14 protein-coding genes are annotated in these 14,627 nt (G+C 70.4%); 9 read left to right on the top strand and 5 right to left on the bottom strand.

The window, feature by feature from the left end; all coding sequences use genetic code 11:
- Positions 1-25 precede the first annotated feature (25 nt).
- Positions 26-1,012 (top strand): aldo/keto reductase, encoded by a 987-nt coding sequence (locus JOD67_RS30440; protein WP_205121138.1) that lies wholly within the window; start codon positions 26-28, stop codon positions 1,010-1,012.
- A gap of 86 nt (positions 1,013-1,098) precedes the next feature.
- Here JOD67_RS30440 and JOD67_RS30435 read toward each other — a convergent pair whose 3' ends face one another.
- Positions 1,099-1,719 (bottom strand): TetR/AcrR family transcriptional regulator, encoded by a 621-nt coding sequence (locus tag JOD67_RS30435; RefSeq protein WP_205121137.1) that lies wholly within the window; start codon positions 1,717-1,719, stop codon positions 1,099-1,101.
- 37 nt (positions 1,720-1,756) lie between these two features.
- On the opposite strand from JOD67_RS30435, the gene JOD67_RS30430 reads away from it, so the two are divergent.
- Complete coding sequence (locus tag JOD67_RS30430; RefSeq protein WP_205121136.1) at positions 1,757-2,164, top strand: EutQ-related cupin domain-containing protein; 408 nt, start codon at positions 1,757-1,759, stop codon at positions 2,162-2,164.
- On the opposite strand, the gene JOD67_RS30425 is transcribed toward JOD67_RS30430, so the two are convergent.
- From JOD67_RS30425 to JOD67_RS42170, 3 genes are all read right to left on the bottom strand, one after another.
- Complete coding sequence (locus tag JOD67_RS30425) at positions 2,148-3,083, bottom strand: beta-ketoacyl-ACP synthase III (protein WP_205121135.1); 936 nt, start codon at positions 3,081-3,083, stop codon at positions 2,148-2,150. The two genes, JOD67_RS30430 and JOD67_RS30425, sit on opposite strands and share 17 nt — an antisense overlap.
- 196 nt (positions 3,084-3,279) lie before the next feature.
- The gene (locus JOD67_RS30420; RefSeq protein WP_205121134.1) at positions 3,280-4,926 is read right to left on the bottom strand and encodes a beta-N-acetylhexosaminidase; all 1,647 of its coding nucleotides are present in this window, start codon (positions 4,924-4,926) and stop codon (positions 3,280-3,282) included.
- Complete coding sequence (locus JOD67_RS42170) at positions 4,923-6,149, bottom strand: MFS transporter (protein WP_205121133.1); 1,227 nt, start codon at positions 6,147-6,149, stop codon at positions 4,923-4,925. The genes JOD67_RS30420 and JOD67_RS42170 overlap by 4 nt, the downstream gene beginning before the upstream one ends.
- A 71-nt stretch (positions 6,150-6,220) precedes the next feature.
- Here JOD67_RS42170 and JOD67_RS30410 point away from each other — a divergent pair, with 71 nt between their 5' ends.
- The 7 genes from JOD67_RS30410 to JOD67_RS30380 all read left to right on the top strand — a co-directional run bounded on the left by JOD67_RS30410 (position 6,221) and on the right by JOD67_RS30380 (position 12,318).
- On the top strand, positions 6,221-7,339 hold the full coding sequence (locus JOD67_RS30410; RefSeq protein ID WP_205121132.1) for an ROK family transcriptional regulator: 1,119 nt from the start codon (positions 6,221-6,223) through the stop codon (positions 7,337-7,339).
- A gap of 392 nt (positions 7,340-7,731) precedes the next feature.
- On the top strand, positions 7,732-8,562 hold the full coding sequence (locus JOD67_RS30405; protein ID WP_205121131.1) for a helix-turn-helix domain-containing protein: 831 nt from the start codon (positions 7,732-7,734) through the stop codon (positions 8,560-8,562).
- 45 nt (positions 8,563-8,607) lie between these two features.
- The gene (locus JOD67_RS30400; RefSeq protein ID WP_205121130.1) at positions 8,608-9,033 is read left to right on the top strand and encodes an SRPBCC family protein; all 426 of its coding nucleotides are present in this window, start codon (positions 8,608-8,610) and stop codon (positions 9,031-9,033) included.
- A gap of 42 nt (positions 9,034-9,075) precedes the next feature.
- Positions 9,076-10,455, top strand: coding sequence for a sensor histidine kinase (locus JOD67_RS30395; protein ID WP_205121129.1), 1,380 nt, complete (start codon positions 9,076-9,078; stop codon positions 10,453-10,455).
- Complete coding sequence (locus JOD67_RS30390; RefSeq protein ID WP_307782610.1) at positions 10,419-11,090, top strand: response regulator; 672 nt, start codon at positions 10,419-10,421, stop codon at positions 11,088-11,090. The genes JOD67_RS30395 and JOD67_RS30390 overlap by 37 nt, the downstream gene beginning before the upstream one ends.
- Before the next feature lie 135 nt (positions 11,091-11,225).
- Positions 11,226-11,840, top strand: a complete 615-nt coding sequence (locus JOD67_RS30385) for a P-loop nucleotide/nucleoside kinase family protein (RefSeq protein ID WP_205121128.1) — start codon at positions 11,226-11,228, stop codon at positions 11,838-11,840.
- A 13-nt stretch (positions 11,841-11,853) separates the two neighbouring features.
- Positions 11,854-12,318, top strand: coding sequence for a ribose-5-phosphate isomerase (locus JOD67_RS30380; protein ID WP_205121127.1), 465 nt, complete (start codon positions 11,854-11,856; stop codon positions 12,316-12,318).
- Here JOD67_RS30380 and JOD67_RS30375 read toward each other — a convergent pair.
- Complete coding sequence (locus JOD67_RS30375; protein ID WP_239554111.1) at positions 12,285-14,594, bottom strand: HelD family protein; 2,310 nt, start codon at positions 14,592-14,594, stop codon at positions 12,285-12,287. The two genes, JOD67_RS30380 and JOD67_RS30375, sit on opposite strands and share 34 nt — an antisense overlap.
- Positions 14,595-14,627: the final 33 nt, after the last annotated feature.

Raw genomic sequence — 14,627 nt, 5'->3', positions numbered from 1 at the left:
GGCTCGGGCGGCTTCCATCGGGGGCATGGACACACGCACACTCGGCTCCGGCCTCGAGGTCTCCGCGATCGGCCTCGGCTGCATGGGCATCAGCCAGAGCTACGGCCCGAACCCGGGCGACCGGCAGCAGATGATCTCGTTCCTCCGGACCGCCGTCGACCGCGGCGTCACGTTCTTCGACACCGCCGAGGCGTACGGCCCGTTCCGCAACGAGGAGCTCGTCGGCGAGGCGCTCGCCCCGGTCCGCGACGAGGTCGTGATCGCCACCAAGTTCGGCTTCCAGTACGCCGACGGTAAGCAGGACGGGGTCAACAGCAGGCCCGAGCACATCGAGCAGGCCGTCGAGGGCTCGCTGCGCCGGCTCGGCGTCGACACCATCGACCTGCTCTATCAACACCGCGTCGACCCCGACGTTCCGATCGAGGAGGTCGCGGGTACGGTCAAGCGGCTCATCGAGCAAGGCAAGGTCCGGCACTTCGGCATGTCCGAGGCGGCGGCCGCCACGATCCGCCGCGCGCACGCCGTGCAGCCGGTGACCGCGGTGCAGAGCGAGTACTCGATCTGGTGGCGCCGCCCCGAGGTCGACGTGCTCGCGACGCTGGAGGAGCTGGGCATCGGCTTCGTCCCGTTCAGCCCGCTGGGCAAGGGTTTCCTGACCGGAACGGTGAGTGATGCGACACCGTTCAGCGACGGCGACATCCGTACGAGGATCCCGCGCTTCACCCCGGAGGCACGCAAGGCCAACCAGGCCCTGCTCGACCTCCTCGGCACGATCGCCGCCCGGCTGGGCGTCACGAACGCTCAGCTCGCCTTGGCTTGGGTGCTCGCGCAGAAGCCGTGGATCGTTCCCATCCCCGGCACCCGCCGGCTCGAACGGCTCGACGAGAACCTCGGCGCCGCGGCCGTCGAGCTCACCGCCGACGACCTCGCCGAGATCGACCGCGTCGCCGCTGCGGTGGACGTCCAGGGCGGCCGCTACCCCGACCACCTCGAGGCGATGACCAACCTCTGACCCCGCCCCAGCCGGTGATCATGTACGTGATCATGAAGGCAAACCCGGCGTATACGACCAGTTCGCCTTCATGATCACGCACATGATCACGGGACTCGGGTGAGGGCGGTGAGGAGGTCGTCGAGGCCGGACTTGATGCGCTCGACGGACAGGCCCTCGTCGCGGTGCTGGCGGACGAACTGGGCGGCCGCGACCTGCGCCAGCAGCGCGTCGGCGAGGTAGTGGGTGTCGGCGCCCGGGCGCAGCTCGTCGAGCAGCGCGACGACGTGGACGTGGTGCAGGCGGTACGCCCCACTCTCGTAGCGGGCGGTCGGCGTGGCCGTCTCCGCCACCACAAGCAGGTCGGCCTGGGTCGACAGCCGGTCGACGAACGCGTGCAGGAACGCTCGCAGCCGGTCCCCTGCCGGAGCGCCGGGACCAAGCGGCGGCGGACCAGTCATGAACGAGGCCTGGAACGCCTGCTCGTGCGCGTCCATCAGTCCCTGGGCGAGCTGCCCTCGGTCGGCGAAGCGCCGGTACACCGTTCCGACACCGACCCCGGCGACCGCCGCGACCTGGTCCAACGCGAGCCCGTCCACGCCGCGCTCGGCGTAGACCGACGCGGCCGCGGCCAGGATCTTCGCCCGGTTCCGGGCGGCGTCCGCCCGCTCGGGCGAACCCGACCCAGTCAACTGGAATGGTTTCCGGTTACCCTCGCGTTCAGGCATAAGTGGAAACTACTCCAGTTACGAGAGGGTGATGGTCATGACACGAGTGGAGCACTTCACCAGCAGCGACAAGGCTCTGACCTGGTTCCGGCGCGGCGACCAGGACCTCCGGCTCGCCGACGCGCTCGACCACACGTCGGACGCCAAGATGAGCGTCGGCTTCGTCCACCACGGCGCGGGCGAGTCCAACGAGTGGATCGTGGCGTACGACGAGGCGCTGATCGTCACCAAGGGCCGCTTCACGGTGCACACCAAGGACGGCGACTACACGGCCGGCCCGGGCGAGATCATCTACCTCTATGCCGGGACCGAGCTGACCTATCACGCCGAGCACGAGGCGACCGAGGTCGTCTACGTGACGTACCCGCACTGGCTCCGCGCCACCGAGCAGGCCGCGCACGCGGCCAAGCTCGACGAGTATCAGCCGGTCACGGACAACGGATGACGAGGCCGGCGTAGGTCACGCCGCCACCGAAGCCGAGCAGCAGGACGGGGGCTCCGGACGGCACCTCGCGGCGTTCGACCAGCTTCGCGAGCGCGAGCGGCACGCTCGCCGCCGAGGTGTTGCCGGAGTCCACGACGTCTCGCGCGACGATCGCGTTCTCCGCGCCGAGCTTCTTCGCCAGCGGCTCGATGATCCGCAGGTTGGCCTGGTGTGGAACGAAAGCCGCCAGCTCCGACGGCGAGATGCCCGCCTTCTCGCACGCCGCGCGCGCCAGCTTCGGCAGCTCGGTGGTGGCCCAGCGGAACACCGCCTGGCCTTCCTGCTTGAAGACCTGCGGCTCGCCGTCGATCGTGATCGTGTGTCCCATCTCGGGTACCGATCCCCACAGCACGGGGCTGATCGCCGGCTCGTCCGACGCCGACACGACCGCCGCGCCCGCGCCGTCGCCGAGCAGGACGCAGGTCGAACGGTCGGTCCAGTCGACGAACTTGGACAGCCGCTCGGCGCCGATCACCAACGCGTTCCGCGCCACGCCGGCCTGGATCGCGTGGTCGACGGTCGCGAGCGCGTACACGAAGCCTGAGCAGGCGGTGTTGAGGTCGTACGCCGCGACCGCCTTGATGCCCAGCGTCTCGGCGACGCGCGCCGCGACGTTCGGGCAGCGGTCCTCGGCGGTCAACGTCGCGACCACGACCAGGTCGATGTCGGACGGGGAGAGCTCGCTGTTCGCCAGCGCTTTGCCGGCCGCCGCGGCGGCCATGTCCGCGACCGTCTCGTCGTCGGCGATGCGCCGCGTCTTGATCCCGACGCGACTCTGGATCCACTCGTCGGAAGTCTCGACCATCTGCGCGAGCTCTTCGTTGGTGAGCACGCGAGCGGGCTGATAGTGGCCGAGGGCGACGATGCGGGATCCAGGCACGGGAGGCTCCTTCAGGCGGGCGGCGTACCGATCAAGCCTAGGTCGCCGCCGGCCGTCCGCCGAGGACGGCGAGGACAACATCCCGCCTCCCGGGTTGTGGGAGTACGAAGTACCGGACCGGCCGCGACGGCCCTCGGGCAGCTCAGGCCACTGAACGAGTCCAAGGGCCGACGAGGCCGGTCCGGTGGGTTTGCGACTAATGCGCGCCCGTCGTCGTCACGACGTCGGCGACGACCGAGATCTCTTCGTGGTGGGCACGTTCGGCGTCCATCGTCGAACCGGTCTGCCGCCGCCGGTCGCCCGTTCCGCCGCGCTGCCAGGGGTGGCTGCCCTCGAACGGCCGGAACTCCACGCCCGCCGCTGCGAGCCGGCCCAGGTGTGCGTCGAGGCGCAGGTCGACCGCCGGTCCACCGCGCCACACGACGTCGGCGAGCACGGATGCCCGCGGGAACATCAGGTAGTCGAGGTGCCGCTCGTTCGGGATGTACTCCGACCACGCCTGGAACTGGCCACCGAGAACGTGAGCCCGTTCGGCCTCTGACCACTCCGACGGCAGCGGCTCCCACTCCGCCACCTCCGACAGCAGGATCGGCCCGCCCTGCGACAGCGGCTCGTCCGGGCTGTCGGACTGGTCGTAGTTGAGGTACGTCGGGAACACCGGCGCCCGCACCACGTCGTACCCGGCCGCCGCGGCCCGCCGCGCGACGCCGTCGCCGCGCCAGGCCATCACGATCGAGTCCTCGAGCAGCCCGCCGGTGACGAACGCCTCGTCCCAGACGACCATCCGGGTGCCGAGCTCGGTCAGCCGGCCGCCCAGCGCTCGGAGGAAGTGGCCGTGCAGCTCCTCGTGTTGGCTGAGGCCGACCTCGGCGAGGTACGCGGTCACCTCGGGGTCGGTCGCCCAGTCCTTCATCACGCACTCGTCCCCGCCCAGATGCACGTACCCGGTGGGGATCGCCTCGACGAGCTCGCCCACCAGCTCGGCGACGAACTCGAAGGTTGGCGGCGTCGGCTTCAGTACGCCGGAGGAGATGCCCCAGCCGGTCAGCACCTGGTGGTCGCCGATGCCGAACTCCGGATGGGACGCGAGCAGCGCGGAGGAGTGTCCGGGCAGGTCGATCTCCGGCACGATCGTGACGCCGCGCTCGGCAGCGTACGTCGTGACCTCGGACAGGTCGTCGAGGGTGTAGAAGCCGCCGTGTGGCGTGCCGTCGTTCCGTCCGGCGGAGCGGTCGCGGCCGGCCTGGGTGTACGGGCGGTGGCTGCCCTGCTCGTGGACCTCGGGGTGCAGCCGGCTCTCGATCCGCCAGCCCTGGTCGTCGGTGAGATGCAGGTGCAGGTGGTTCATGCGGTGCATGGCGAGCAGGTCGACGTACCGCAGGAGCGTCCGCTTCGGGAAGAAGTGGCGGCTGACGTCGAGCATGCCGCCGCGCCACCACAGCGCCGGCGAGTCGGCGACCTCGCCGGCCGGGACGCGCCAGGCGGTGCCGCGGCGGCCGACCGCGCGCCAGGCGTCGTCGGGCAGCAGCTGCTTGAGGACCTGGGTGGCGTGCCATACGCCGTCCAGGTCGGCGCCGACGATCGTGACGCCGTCGGTGGTGACCTTCAGCTGGAACGTCTCGGGTCCGCCGACGGTGCGGTCGATGCGGACGGTGACGGCGTTTCTGGCGGCCTGGCTCGCGGGCCGCAGGGGGAGCCGCAGCGTGGTGAGCAGCAGCCGTACGGCATCCGCGGCCGCGAGGTCGTCGGCGACGAGGACCGTGTCCGGCCCGAGCTCGAACTCGCCCGCGGCGGCTCGCGCCTCGTTGGGCTTGGGGACGAGCGTCTCGTAGCGGTCGGTCACGCCTGGCTCCGTTCGGTTTCGACGGCCGGCAGGACGGCCGCGTAGTTGTTGTAGCGACGTAGCGAGAGCCCGATGCCGGCGGCGATCACGGCCAGGATCGGGACGGTGGTGAGCGCCCAGGGGAGCCCGAACTGGTCGGCGAGGAAGCCGATGATCGGGCCCTGGCCGAGGATGCCCGCGCCGGCGAGGAGCACGACGCGGCTGACGCCGCGCGGGCCGCCGATCGCTCCGGCTCTGGCGATGGCGATCGGGTAGACGTTCGCGAGGCCGAGGCCCAGCAGCACGTACCCGGCGATCGCGAGCGGTAGGCCGCCGCCGTCGATGTGGCTGGCCCAGGCGGCGTTGACCATGCCGACGGCGGCGACCAGGAAGCCGCCAGTGAGCACGGCCGTCGCGCCGATCCTCCGGATCACCGGGCTGCCGAGGAGACGGCCGGCGGCGATCGCGCAGGAGTACGCGGCGAAGACGTACGCTGCGACCGAGGCGGAGGCACCGAGGTTCTCGCGCAGGTGCAGGTTGGCCCAGTTGTTCGCGGCGAACTCGCCCCAGGCGGTGCAGAGTCCGATCACGCCGAACAGCACGATGATGCCGAGGTGCTTGGTCCTCGCTGGCGTCGCCTGCTTCGGGTCGGTGTGCGCTGCGGGAGTGGTGCCGCCGGCGTCCGCCCGCAGCATCCTCGGTGCGAAGAGGGCGACCACGACCAGGCTCAGCGCACCGATCACGGCGAGGTGGACGGTCGGGCTGACGCGTCCCGCCGCGAACCCGCCGACGACCGCGCCGACGAGCCCGCCGACGCTGTACGTGCCGTGCAGCGTCGGCATGATCGAGCGCCCGTACGCGGCCTCGACCTCGACCGCGGCGGAGTTCAGCGAGACGTTGAACATCGAGTGGATCACGGTCAGCACGATGAGCGCGGCGCCGAGCCAGCGGACGTTCGTGGCGAGGGCCGGCAGCACGATCGCGAGCGAGAGCAGGACCGCGCCGAACGCGATCGGCGGCCGCGTACCGATCCGCATCGCGAGCCGGCCGCCGAGCGGCGTCATCAGCAGGCCGCCGACCGACCCGGCGAGCAGCGCGAGGCCGAGTGACGCGGCGGACGCGCCGACCTGCTCCTTGACGTCGGGGATGCGGACCAGCCAGTTCGCCGGGACGAACCCGACGAGGAAGAAGTAGACGGCTAGGGGGAACCGGCGTCGCACCGGCGTCCGCCACTGTGCAAGCACGTGCGTTGCCCTCCCGAGTCGGTGTATGTTCCGAAACTAACAGGCAGGGTTCCTGATGAAAAGAGGTTCCGGTGGGTTCCGAGCGCGAAGGCCCGGCGTCGCCCGCGCTGGTGCGCCAGCTGAACGACCGGAAGGCGTTCGACCTGTTGCTCTCCCGTGGGCCTCTGACTCGGCCGCAGCTGCGTTCCTTGACTGGGCTGTCGCGGCCGACGGTCGGGGACCTGGTCGATCGGATGGAGGCCGCCGGGCTGGTCGCTGTCGTGGGGGAGTCGGGGACGGACCGGCGCGGGCCGAACGCGGCGCTGTACGGGGTGGTGGCGGATCGGGCCTTCGTCGCCGGGGTGGAGGTGCGGCCTCGCGTTGTGCTGGCTGTCGTTTCCGACGTGACGGGGCGGACAGTCGGGTCGGCGCAGGTGCCTTTCGACGCTTCTTCTTCGCCGGTTGAGGTGGTGCACGCTGCTGTGGTTGCGGCTTCTGCCTCGGCGTCGGTGTCTGCGCTGCGGACGGTGGTCGTGGGGACGCCGGGGCTGGTCGATCCTTCAACGGGCGATTTGAGCTTCGCGGCGTTCTTGCCGACGTGGCACGCGAATCTGCTGCCTGGGTTGCGTTCTCGGCTCGATGTGCCGGTGCTGTTGGAGAACGAGGTGAACCTGGTCGGGCTCGCCGAGCACCGGCTGGGCGCGATGATGGGGCGGTCCTCGTTCGCGCTGTTGTCGTTGGGGTCGGGGATCGGGATGGCCGTCGTGTTGGGCGGGCAGCTTTATCGGGGCGCTTCTGGTGGTGCGGGGGAGACGGCCTATCTGCCGGTGGGTACGGGGACGTTCCAGGAGCTCGTGGGTGGGGCGTCTGTGCTGGCCCTTGCCCGTGCGCATGGGGTGGATTCGTCTGGCGGGCTGGAGGGTGTCGTTATCGCCGGGTCGGAGGCTTTCCTCGACGAGCTCGCCGACCGGGTGGCGGTGGGTGTGGCGGGGATCTGCTCGATCCTCGACCCGGGCACCGTCGTCCTCGCCGGCACCGTCGGCCGCGCCGGGGGCACGGCGTTGGCCTCGCGCGTCGCGACTGGGGTGGCCGAACGGGTCCCGCTGCCGACCGAAGTCGTCGCCGGCACCGTCAGCGGCGCCCCCGTCCTGCGCGGAGCGGTCCTGGTCGCGCTCGACCTCCTGCACGCCGAGACCTTCGGGCCTGCCTGATCCGGACCATGCCGGGATCTGTTACGCCGGTAACACCATGAACGGACGTTTTACGTCCGTATCAGCAAGCGGGCGGGTGCTGGGTTGTCTTACGCCTGTAGTAGCAAAGGTGGACTTGTTACGTCCGTATCGGTGGGCGGGATGTCTTACGGCCGTATCACCAAGGGCGGGCGCGGGAGGTCTGTGCTCGCATCGCGGAAGGTGGACGTCTTATGTCCGTATCACCACACCGGGATCTGTTACGCCGGTAACACCAAGAGCGGACGTTTTACGTCCGTATCAGCAACCGCGCGGGCGCTGGGATGTTTTACGCCTGTAGTAGCAAAGGTGGACTTGTGACGTCCGTATCGTTGGGCGTATCGCGAAGGCGGTTCGGCGGTAGCGTCCGAGGGGTGGCGGAGTTCGAGTACGTGACGCGCCGGCCGCCCGAGCCGTTGGAGCCGTTCGTCGAGTCGATCTGGTACGCCCGCGGCCAGCTCATGCACAACAGCGAGCGGATCGCGCCGACGGGATCCACCGTCGCCGTCTTCGTCCTCGGTTCCCCCATCCTCGAGACCCCACGCAACGGCGAAGGCGAGCCGTTCCTCGCCGAACGGGGCTGGCTCGCCGGACCGCACGACGGTCCCGTGCTCAACGCCCCGACGGCAGAGACGCACGCGGTCGGCATCGTCTCCACACCAGTCGGTTGCCGGGCCCTGTTCGGCGTCGACCCGTCACCACTACGCGGACGCGTCGAAGACCTCGAGCACGCCTGGCCCGCCGCCACAGCGCTCCGCGACGCCCTCCACGACAAGTCGCCGCACGACTGCCTCGACGCCGTCGAGGCCACCCTCAGCGAGGGCCTGCGACCACCACCAAACTGGCAACGCGCCGCGAAAGCCATCGCCAACCTCGAGCAGGACCCGCGACGCCCGATCCATGAGCTCGCCACAGAGCTAGGCATCACCCACGCCCACCTCGACCGCGAGTTCGTCCGCGTCGTCGGCCTCACCCCACGCGTCCTCGCCCGCATCCTCCGCCTGAGAAGAGTCCTCCAAGCCCTCGACCTCAACGAAGGCACCACGTGGACAGGCATCGCGGCCGAGTGGGGCTGGTTCGACCAGAGCCACTTCATCCGCGACTTCCGCCGCCACACCGGCGTCACGCCGTCCGCCTACAGGCAAGCCCAGCGCGCCGCGTACGACGTCGGCCAGCAGGAGCCCGGCTTCGTCCCCGTGATGTGAATTCCGTCCAAGCGCCACGAGCAACAAACCAAGATGCTCGCCGGCATGCGAAGACTGTTCCAGGTCGACACCGTGATCGACCGTCCCGTCGCCGAGGTCTGGACCGAGCTCACCGCCTGGGACCGCGCCCCCCGCTGGATGAACGGCGTCGACACCATGCGCGTCGACGGCACCACCGTCACGTACGAGGCCCGCGGCAAGACGATCCAAGCCGAGATCACCGCCATCGAGCCCGGCCGCTCCGTCACCATCGTGAACAAGCAAGGCGGCGTGACGGCCCAGTACGTCTACAAGCTCAGCCAAGAAGGCGAACGCACCCGAGCCACCCTCACCGCCGACCTGCAGATCAGCGGGTTCCCGACCGTCCTCCTCGGCCCCGTCATCCGCACGGCCATCAAACGCACCGACTCGGGCCAGCTCCAGAACCTCCGCGAGGTACTGGAGCGGGCTGGAACCCGCGACTCCACCTAGCGCTACCGACCGGGACGGCCGCGAAGCCGTAACGTCGGGCAGGTGACCCCGCAGTACGCCCCGGCCGTCCCACCCCAAGCGGCGAACCAGACGGACCAGACGGCACAGAAGGCCAAGAAAGAGCCGGTCACCGCCTGGGACGCGATCCGCCTGCCACCGCTGAGGTTCCTCACCTCGTCCTGGCCGTGGCGCGCGTTCGGCTACCTCGTCACCAGCAGCGTCTTCGGCCTGGTGCTACTGCTCGTCCTGATCGGCATGGTCGGGTTCGGCCTGCTCGCCTCGATCACGGTCATCGGCGCCGCGGTCCTCGTCGCGATCCCGCTCTTCGCGATCCCGGTGGCCGCGTTCGAACGCCGACGCCTGGGCCTCGTCGACCGCGAGCCCGCCCCCAGCCCGCACAAGCAGCTCCCAGCAAAACCAATGAGGCTCTGGCTGAAGGAGCGCCTCAAAGAGGGCGCCACCTGGCGCGAGCTCGCGTACGCGTTCGTCGTCGTCTCGGCCGTCTTGATCGGCGACCTGCTCGGCGTCTTCCTCTGCCTCAACCTCATCGGCTTCCCGCTCGCCGCGATCATCATGCCGACGCTCGGCGACGACTCGGTCGCGTTCTTCGACTGGCAGATCGACAGCTGGGGCGAGAGCGCGCTGTTCCTCGGCATCCTGCCGATCGCGTACGCGTTCGCCGCCTACCTCGCCTGCGTGGTCGTCGGTGCCCGGGCGAAGATCGCGCGGGTGATGCTGGTCGGCTCGGTCGACGCGCCGCAGTACGTCGAGGCCGTCACCTCGCGGGCCCGCCTCGTCGACGCGTTCGAGGCGGAAAGAAGGCGGATCGAACGAGATCTGCACGACGGTACGCAGGCCCACCTCGTCTCGCTCGCGTTCCGGCTCGGCGTCGCGGAGCTCGAGCTCGGCCGCGAGAACCCCGACAACCAAGAGGCCCGCGCGCTCGTCAAGGACGCCCACCGGGAGGCGAAGGTCGCCCTGCAGGAGCTCCGCGACCTGATCCGCGGCATCCACCCGCAGGTCCTCACCGACCGCGGTCTGGCCGCCGCCGTCGCGGAGGTCGCCGGGCGGTCGGCGGTGCCGGTCCAGCTCGACCTCAGGCTCGACCAGCGGCTCCCACCCGCGGTGGAGAGCGCCGCGTACTTCGTCGTCACCGAAGCGCTCACGAACGTCGCCCGCCACTCGCAGGCGTCGGTCGCGTTCGTCCACGCCCGGCACGACGGCCGCCAGCTCGTGGTCGGCATCACCGACAACGGCGTGGGCGGCGCCGACCCCGCGAACGGCAGCGGGCTGCAGGGCCTCGCGGACCGGCTCGCGGTCGTAGCCGGCAGACTCATCCTGTCCAGCCCGCCCGGCGGACCCACCGTGCTGACCCTGGAGATTCCGTGCCCGACGATGGGACCCGTTCCCTCACGATCGTGATCGCCGAGGACGCCGTCCTGCTCCGCGAAGGCGTGGTCAGCCTGCTCGAACGCCTCGGCCACCGCGTGCCCGCGGCGGTCGGCGACGCGGTGGGATTGGTCGCCGCGGTCGACGAGCACCGGCCGGACATCGTGATCACCGACATCCGGATGCCCCCGACCCATACCGACGAGGGCCTCCGCGCGGCGGTTCGGCTGCGGGAGAAGTACCCGACGCTCGCGGTCCTCGTGCTCTCCCAGTACGTCGCGTCCGCGTACGCCGCCGACCTGCTCGAGTCCCCGGGCACCGCGGGGCTCGGCTACCTGCTGAAGGACAGGGTCAGCGAGATCACCGAGTTCGTCGGCGCGATCGAACGGGTCGCCGACGGGCAGACCGTGATCGACCCCGACGTCGTACGCCAGCTGCTCGTCCAGCGCCGCGACACCGGCCCGTTGACGCGGCTCACGGCGCGCGAACGGGAGGTGCTCGCGCTCATGGCCGAGGGCCACGCGAACGCCGCGATCGCCCGTTCGCTGGTCGTCAGCGAGGCCGCGGTGGCCAAGCACATCGGCAACATCTTCGCCAAGCTCGACCTGTCCGAGGTCGAGGACGGGCACCGCCGCGTGCTCGCCGTCCTCGCGTACCTCAACGGGTAGAGGCAGGATCGCAGCCGGGTGCCGCGGTCCTTTCCTCCGCGGCCTGCCGCCCGGCACCGGGCAGGCGACCGAAACTTTGGGCCGCGGTGGAAGGGACCGCGTTCAAGCACCCGGTTCGTCGCGCGGAGCGCGACAATGAGCCAGATGCACTACTGCCAGAACTGCGACGACCCGATCCCGATGAAGCCCGCCGTCACCGAGGACGGGCGGCAGGTCGCGCGGTGTACGCAGTGTGGGAACGACGTCCCCGCCAAGCGGCTCCCGCTCTTCGTCGTGGCCGGAGCGTCCGCCTCGGGCAAGACCGCGATCACCCAACCGCTCATCGACGCCCTCCCCGAGTGCGCGGTCTTCGACGTCGACTGGCTGATCGACCCGCTCGGCCGGATGTGTCTGCCCGACCCGATGGACTGGGCCGGCTTCCGCGACGCCTGGCTGGCCGTCGCGCACGGCCTCGCGCAGGGCGGACGGTCGACCGTTCTGCTCTGCCCGTTCGTTCCCGAGCAGCTCGACGAGCTGCCCCTCCGGGAGTGGGTCGGCGACACCCACTTCGCGGCCCTCGACTGCAACGACGACGTCCGCCGAGCGAGGCTGGAAGCGAGACCGGCCTGGCGCGAACGCAACATCGAGCAGCACCTCGAGTTCGCCGCCGAGCTCCGCAAACGCCTCGACACGGTCGTCAGCACCGACGAGGGCACGCCGGAGGAGGCGGCGGCGAGCGTGGCGCGCTGGGTGCGTTCTCACCTGAGGTGAAAGACTCTGCCGCGTGCGAGTGCATCTGGGTTCCGACCACGCCGGCTACGAGCTGAAGCAACACCTCGTCGCGTGGCTCGCCGGCCGCGGCCACGACGTCGTCGACCACGGTCCCGAGGCGTACGACCCCGACGACGACTACCCGCCGTTCTGCCTCGCGACCGCCGCCGCGGTGGTCGCCGACGAGGGCAGCCTCGGCATCGTCATCGGCGGCAGCGGGAACGGTGAGCAGATCGCCGCCAACAAGGTCGCCGGCGTCCGCGCCGCCCTCGCCTGGAGCACCGAGACCGCCCAGCTCGGCCGCCTGCACAACAACGCCAACGTCTGCTCGATCGGCGCGCGCATGCACACCGTCGACGAGGCGGCCGCGTTCGTGGAGACGTTCCTCAGCACCGACTTCACGAACGAGGCCCGCCACGTCCGGCGGATCGAGATGCTCGCCAGCTACGAGTCCTCGGGCGTCATCCCACCCGTCTGAACGGTCTGGGTCAGCATCTCCGGGATCGGTCCCGGGCAGACGACCCCGAGCCGCTTCGTCGCCCGCGTCACCGCGACGTACAGGTCGGACAGACCCCGCACCGAGGAAGCCACGATGGCCGAGGGGTCGGCGATGAGCACCGAGTCGAACTCCAGGCCCTTCGCCTGCCCGACGTCGAGCACAGCGATGGTCGAGTCCAGCACCCCCGGATGGGTTCCGAACGCCACGCCCTCGACCTGCGACGCCAACAGCGACGTCAGTTCGGCGTACCGCGACGAGGGAACGAGCACCGCCAGCCGCCCGTCACCCACCTCCGCCTGCTCTGACCGCACCGCGGCCACCAACGCGGAGCCGAACGAAGCAGCCGGGACGCTCGAGCTCCACGGCTTCACCCCCGTGTCGCGGACCGACGTCGGAGGGGTCGCCGACGGGTCGATGGCCGCCAGCACGTCGGCGGCCACGGCCATGATCTCGGCGGGCGTCCGGTAGTTCACCGACAGCTCCGCGGTACGCCACCGCCGCGGCGCGTACCGGTCCAGCACCTCCGCCCACGACCGGGTGCCGGCCGCCGAACCGGTCTGCGCGATGTCGCCGACCAGCGTCATCGAACGCCGCGGCACCCGCCGCATCAGCAGCCGCCAGTCCATCGCCGACAGTTCCTGCGCCTCGTCGACGATCACGTGCCCGAACTGCCACGTCCGATCGGCAGCGGCCCGTTCCGCCAGGGTCCCGACAGCGTCGGTCTGCGTCGTCCACTGCGCCAACATGCCGGTGAACTGCTCGACCTCCCACGGCATCAGGACGATCCGATGCGCGGTCGACTCGAGCTCGATCACGCCGCGGATGTAGTCCAAGTGTTCCTCCGCCCCGACGGCCTGGTTCACCGCGCCCTGCTTGCGCGCGTACACGTCGGAGTCGAGGTCGCCCAACAGCTCCGCCGCCTCGTCCAGCAGCGCCACGTCCGACGCGGTCCACGGGGCGTCGTTCGCCCGTACGAGGGCGGCCCGCTCCGACTCGCTCAGGTCCGGCGCCGCCGCGGCGAGCCGCGAGTCCGAGGACAGCAGGATCGTCACGAACAGCTGCGGCGTGAGCTCCGGCCAGAGCTGCCGCAGCAGGTCCCGGACCACAGGGTCCTCCCGCAACTCCTTCCGCAGATCGGCGATGTCGTCGTCGGAGATGAACTCACGACCGAGCTCGTCGACGACCTGGTCGGTCAAGGCGTCGAGGATCGCCTTGACGAAGAACCGCCGCGCCCGGTTGTGCGGCTCGTCGGCGTCCCGCGCTCGCTTCCGCGCCCGCCGGACGATCGACGGCGTGAGCGTCAGCTCCCGGTTGTCCACCTTGAGCGCGATCGGCTCGGCGGGCACGGCCTGGAAGTCGCGCACGGCCCGCGCCAGCACCTCGACCATCTCGAGCGAGCCCTTCACCCGCGCGGCGAGCGGCGACTCCGGTGCGGACCCGACCACGCCGGGAAAGAGCTCGCCGACCGTCGACAGCACGACGTCGGTCTCACCGAGCGACGGCAGCACCTGGTCGATGTAGCGGAGGAACGTCGCGTTCGGCCCCACGACGAGCACGCCGCGCCGCGCGAGCTGCTCGCGGTGCGTGTAGAGCAGGTACGCCGCGCGGTGCAGCGCGACGACCGTCTTGCCCGTACCGGGACCGCCCTGCACGACGAGCACACCAGGCAGCTCGGAGCGGATGATCACGTCCTGCTCGGCCTGGATCGTCGCGACGATCTCGTTCATCCGGCCGGTTCGGTGCGACGTGAGCGAGGCGAGCAGCGCGGCCTCACCGGTCAGCGTCGACCGGTCCGGGTCGCTGAGCGCCTCGAGGTCGAGCAGGTCGTCGTCGACCGCGACGACCGTCCGTTGGTGCAGCCGGATGTGCCGGCGCCGGATCACGCCCATCGGGTCGGCCGGCGTCGCGCGATAGAACGACTGGGCGACCGGCGCGCGCCAGTCGACGAGAACGGGTTCGTAGTCGTCGTCGAACAGCCCGATCCGGCCGATATGGAACTTCGTGTCGTCGGTGTTGTCGACGCGGCCGAACACCAGACCTCGTTCGACCGACGAGAGCTGTGCGTGCCGCCCCTGGTAGAGCGTGGAGAACGAGTCGCGTTCGGAATCCCCCTGGTCGTGCCCCAATCTCTCCTCGCCCTGCACACGCTTCAGGTCGGCGGCTGCCCTTTCGCGCAACACGTCCAGACGGTCGTACAGCATGCTCACCTGGGCTTGTTCTTCGGCGATCTCGTGCTTGATCGTGCTTTCAGTCAAAACTAGGTCCCCTCACCCTTTGACGCGGCCCGC

The organism is Tenggerimyces flavus (assembly GCF_016907715.1).
GTDB lineage: Bacteria > Actinomycetota > Actinomycetes > Propionibacteriales > Actinopolymorphaceae > Tenggerimyces > Tenggerimyces flavus.
This window is presented reverse-complemented; position numbering and strand designations above follow the sequence as displayed.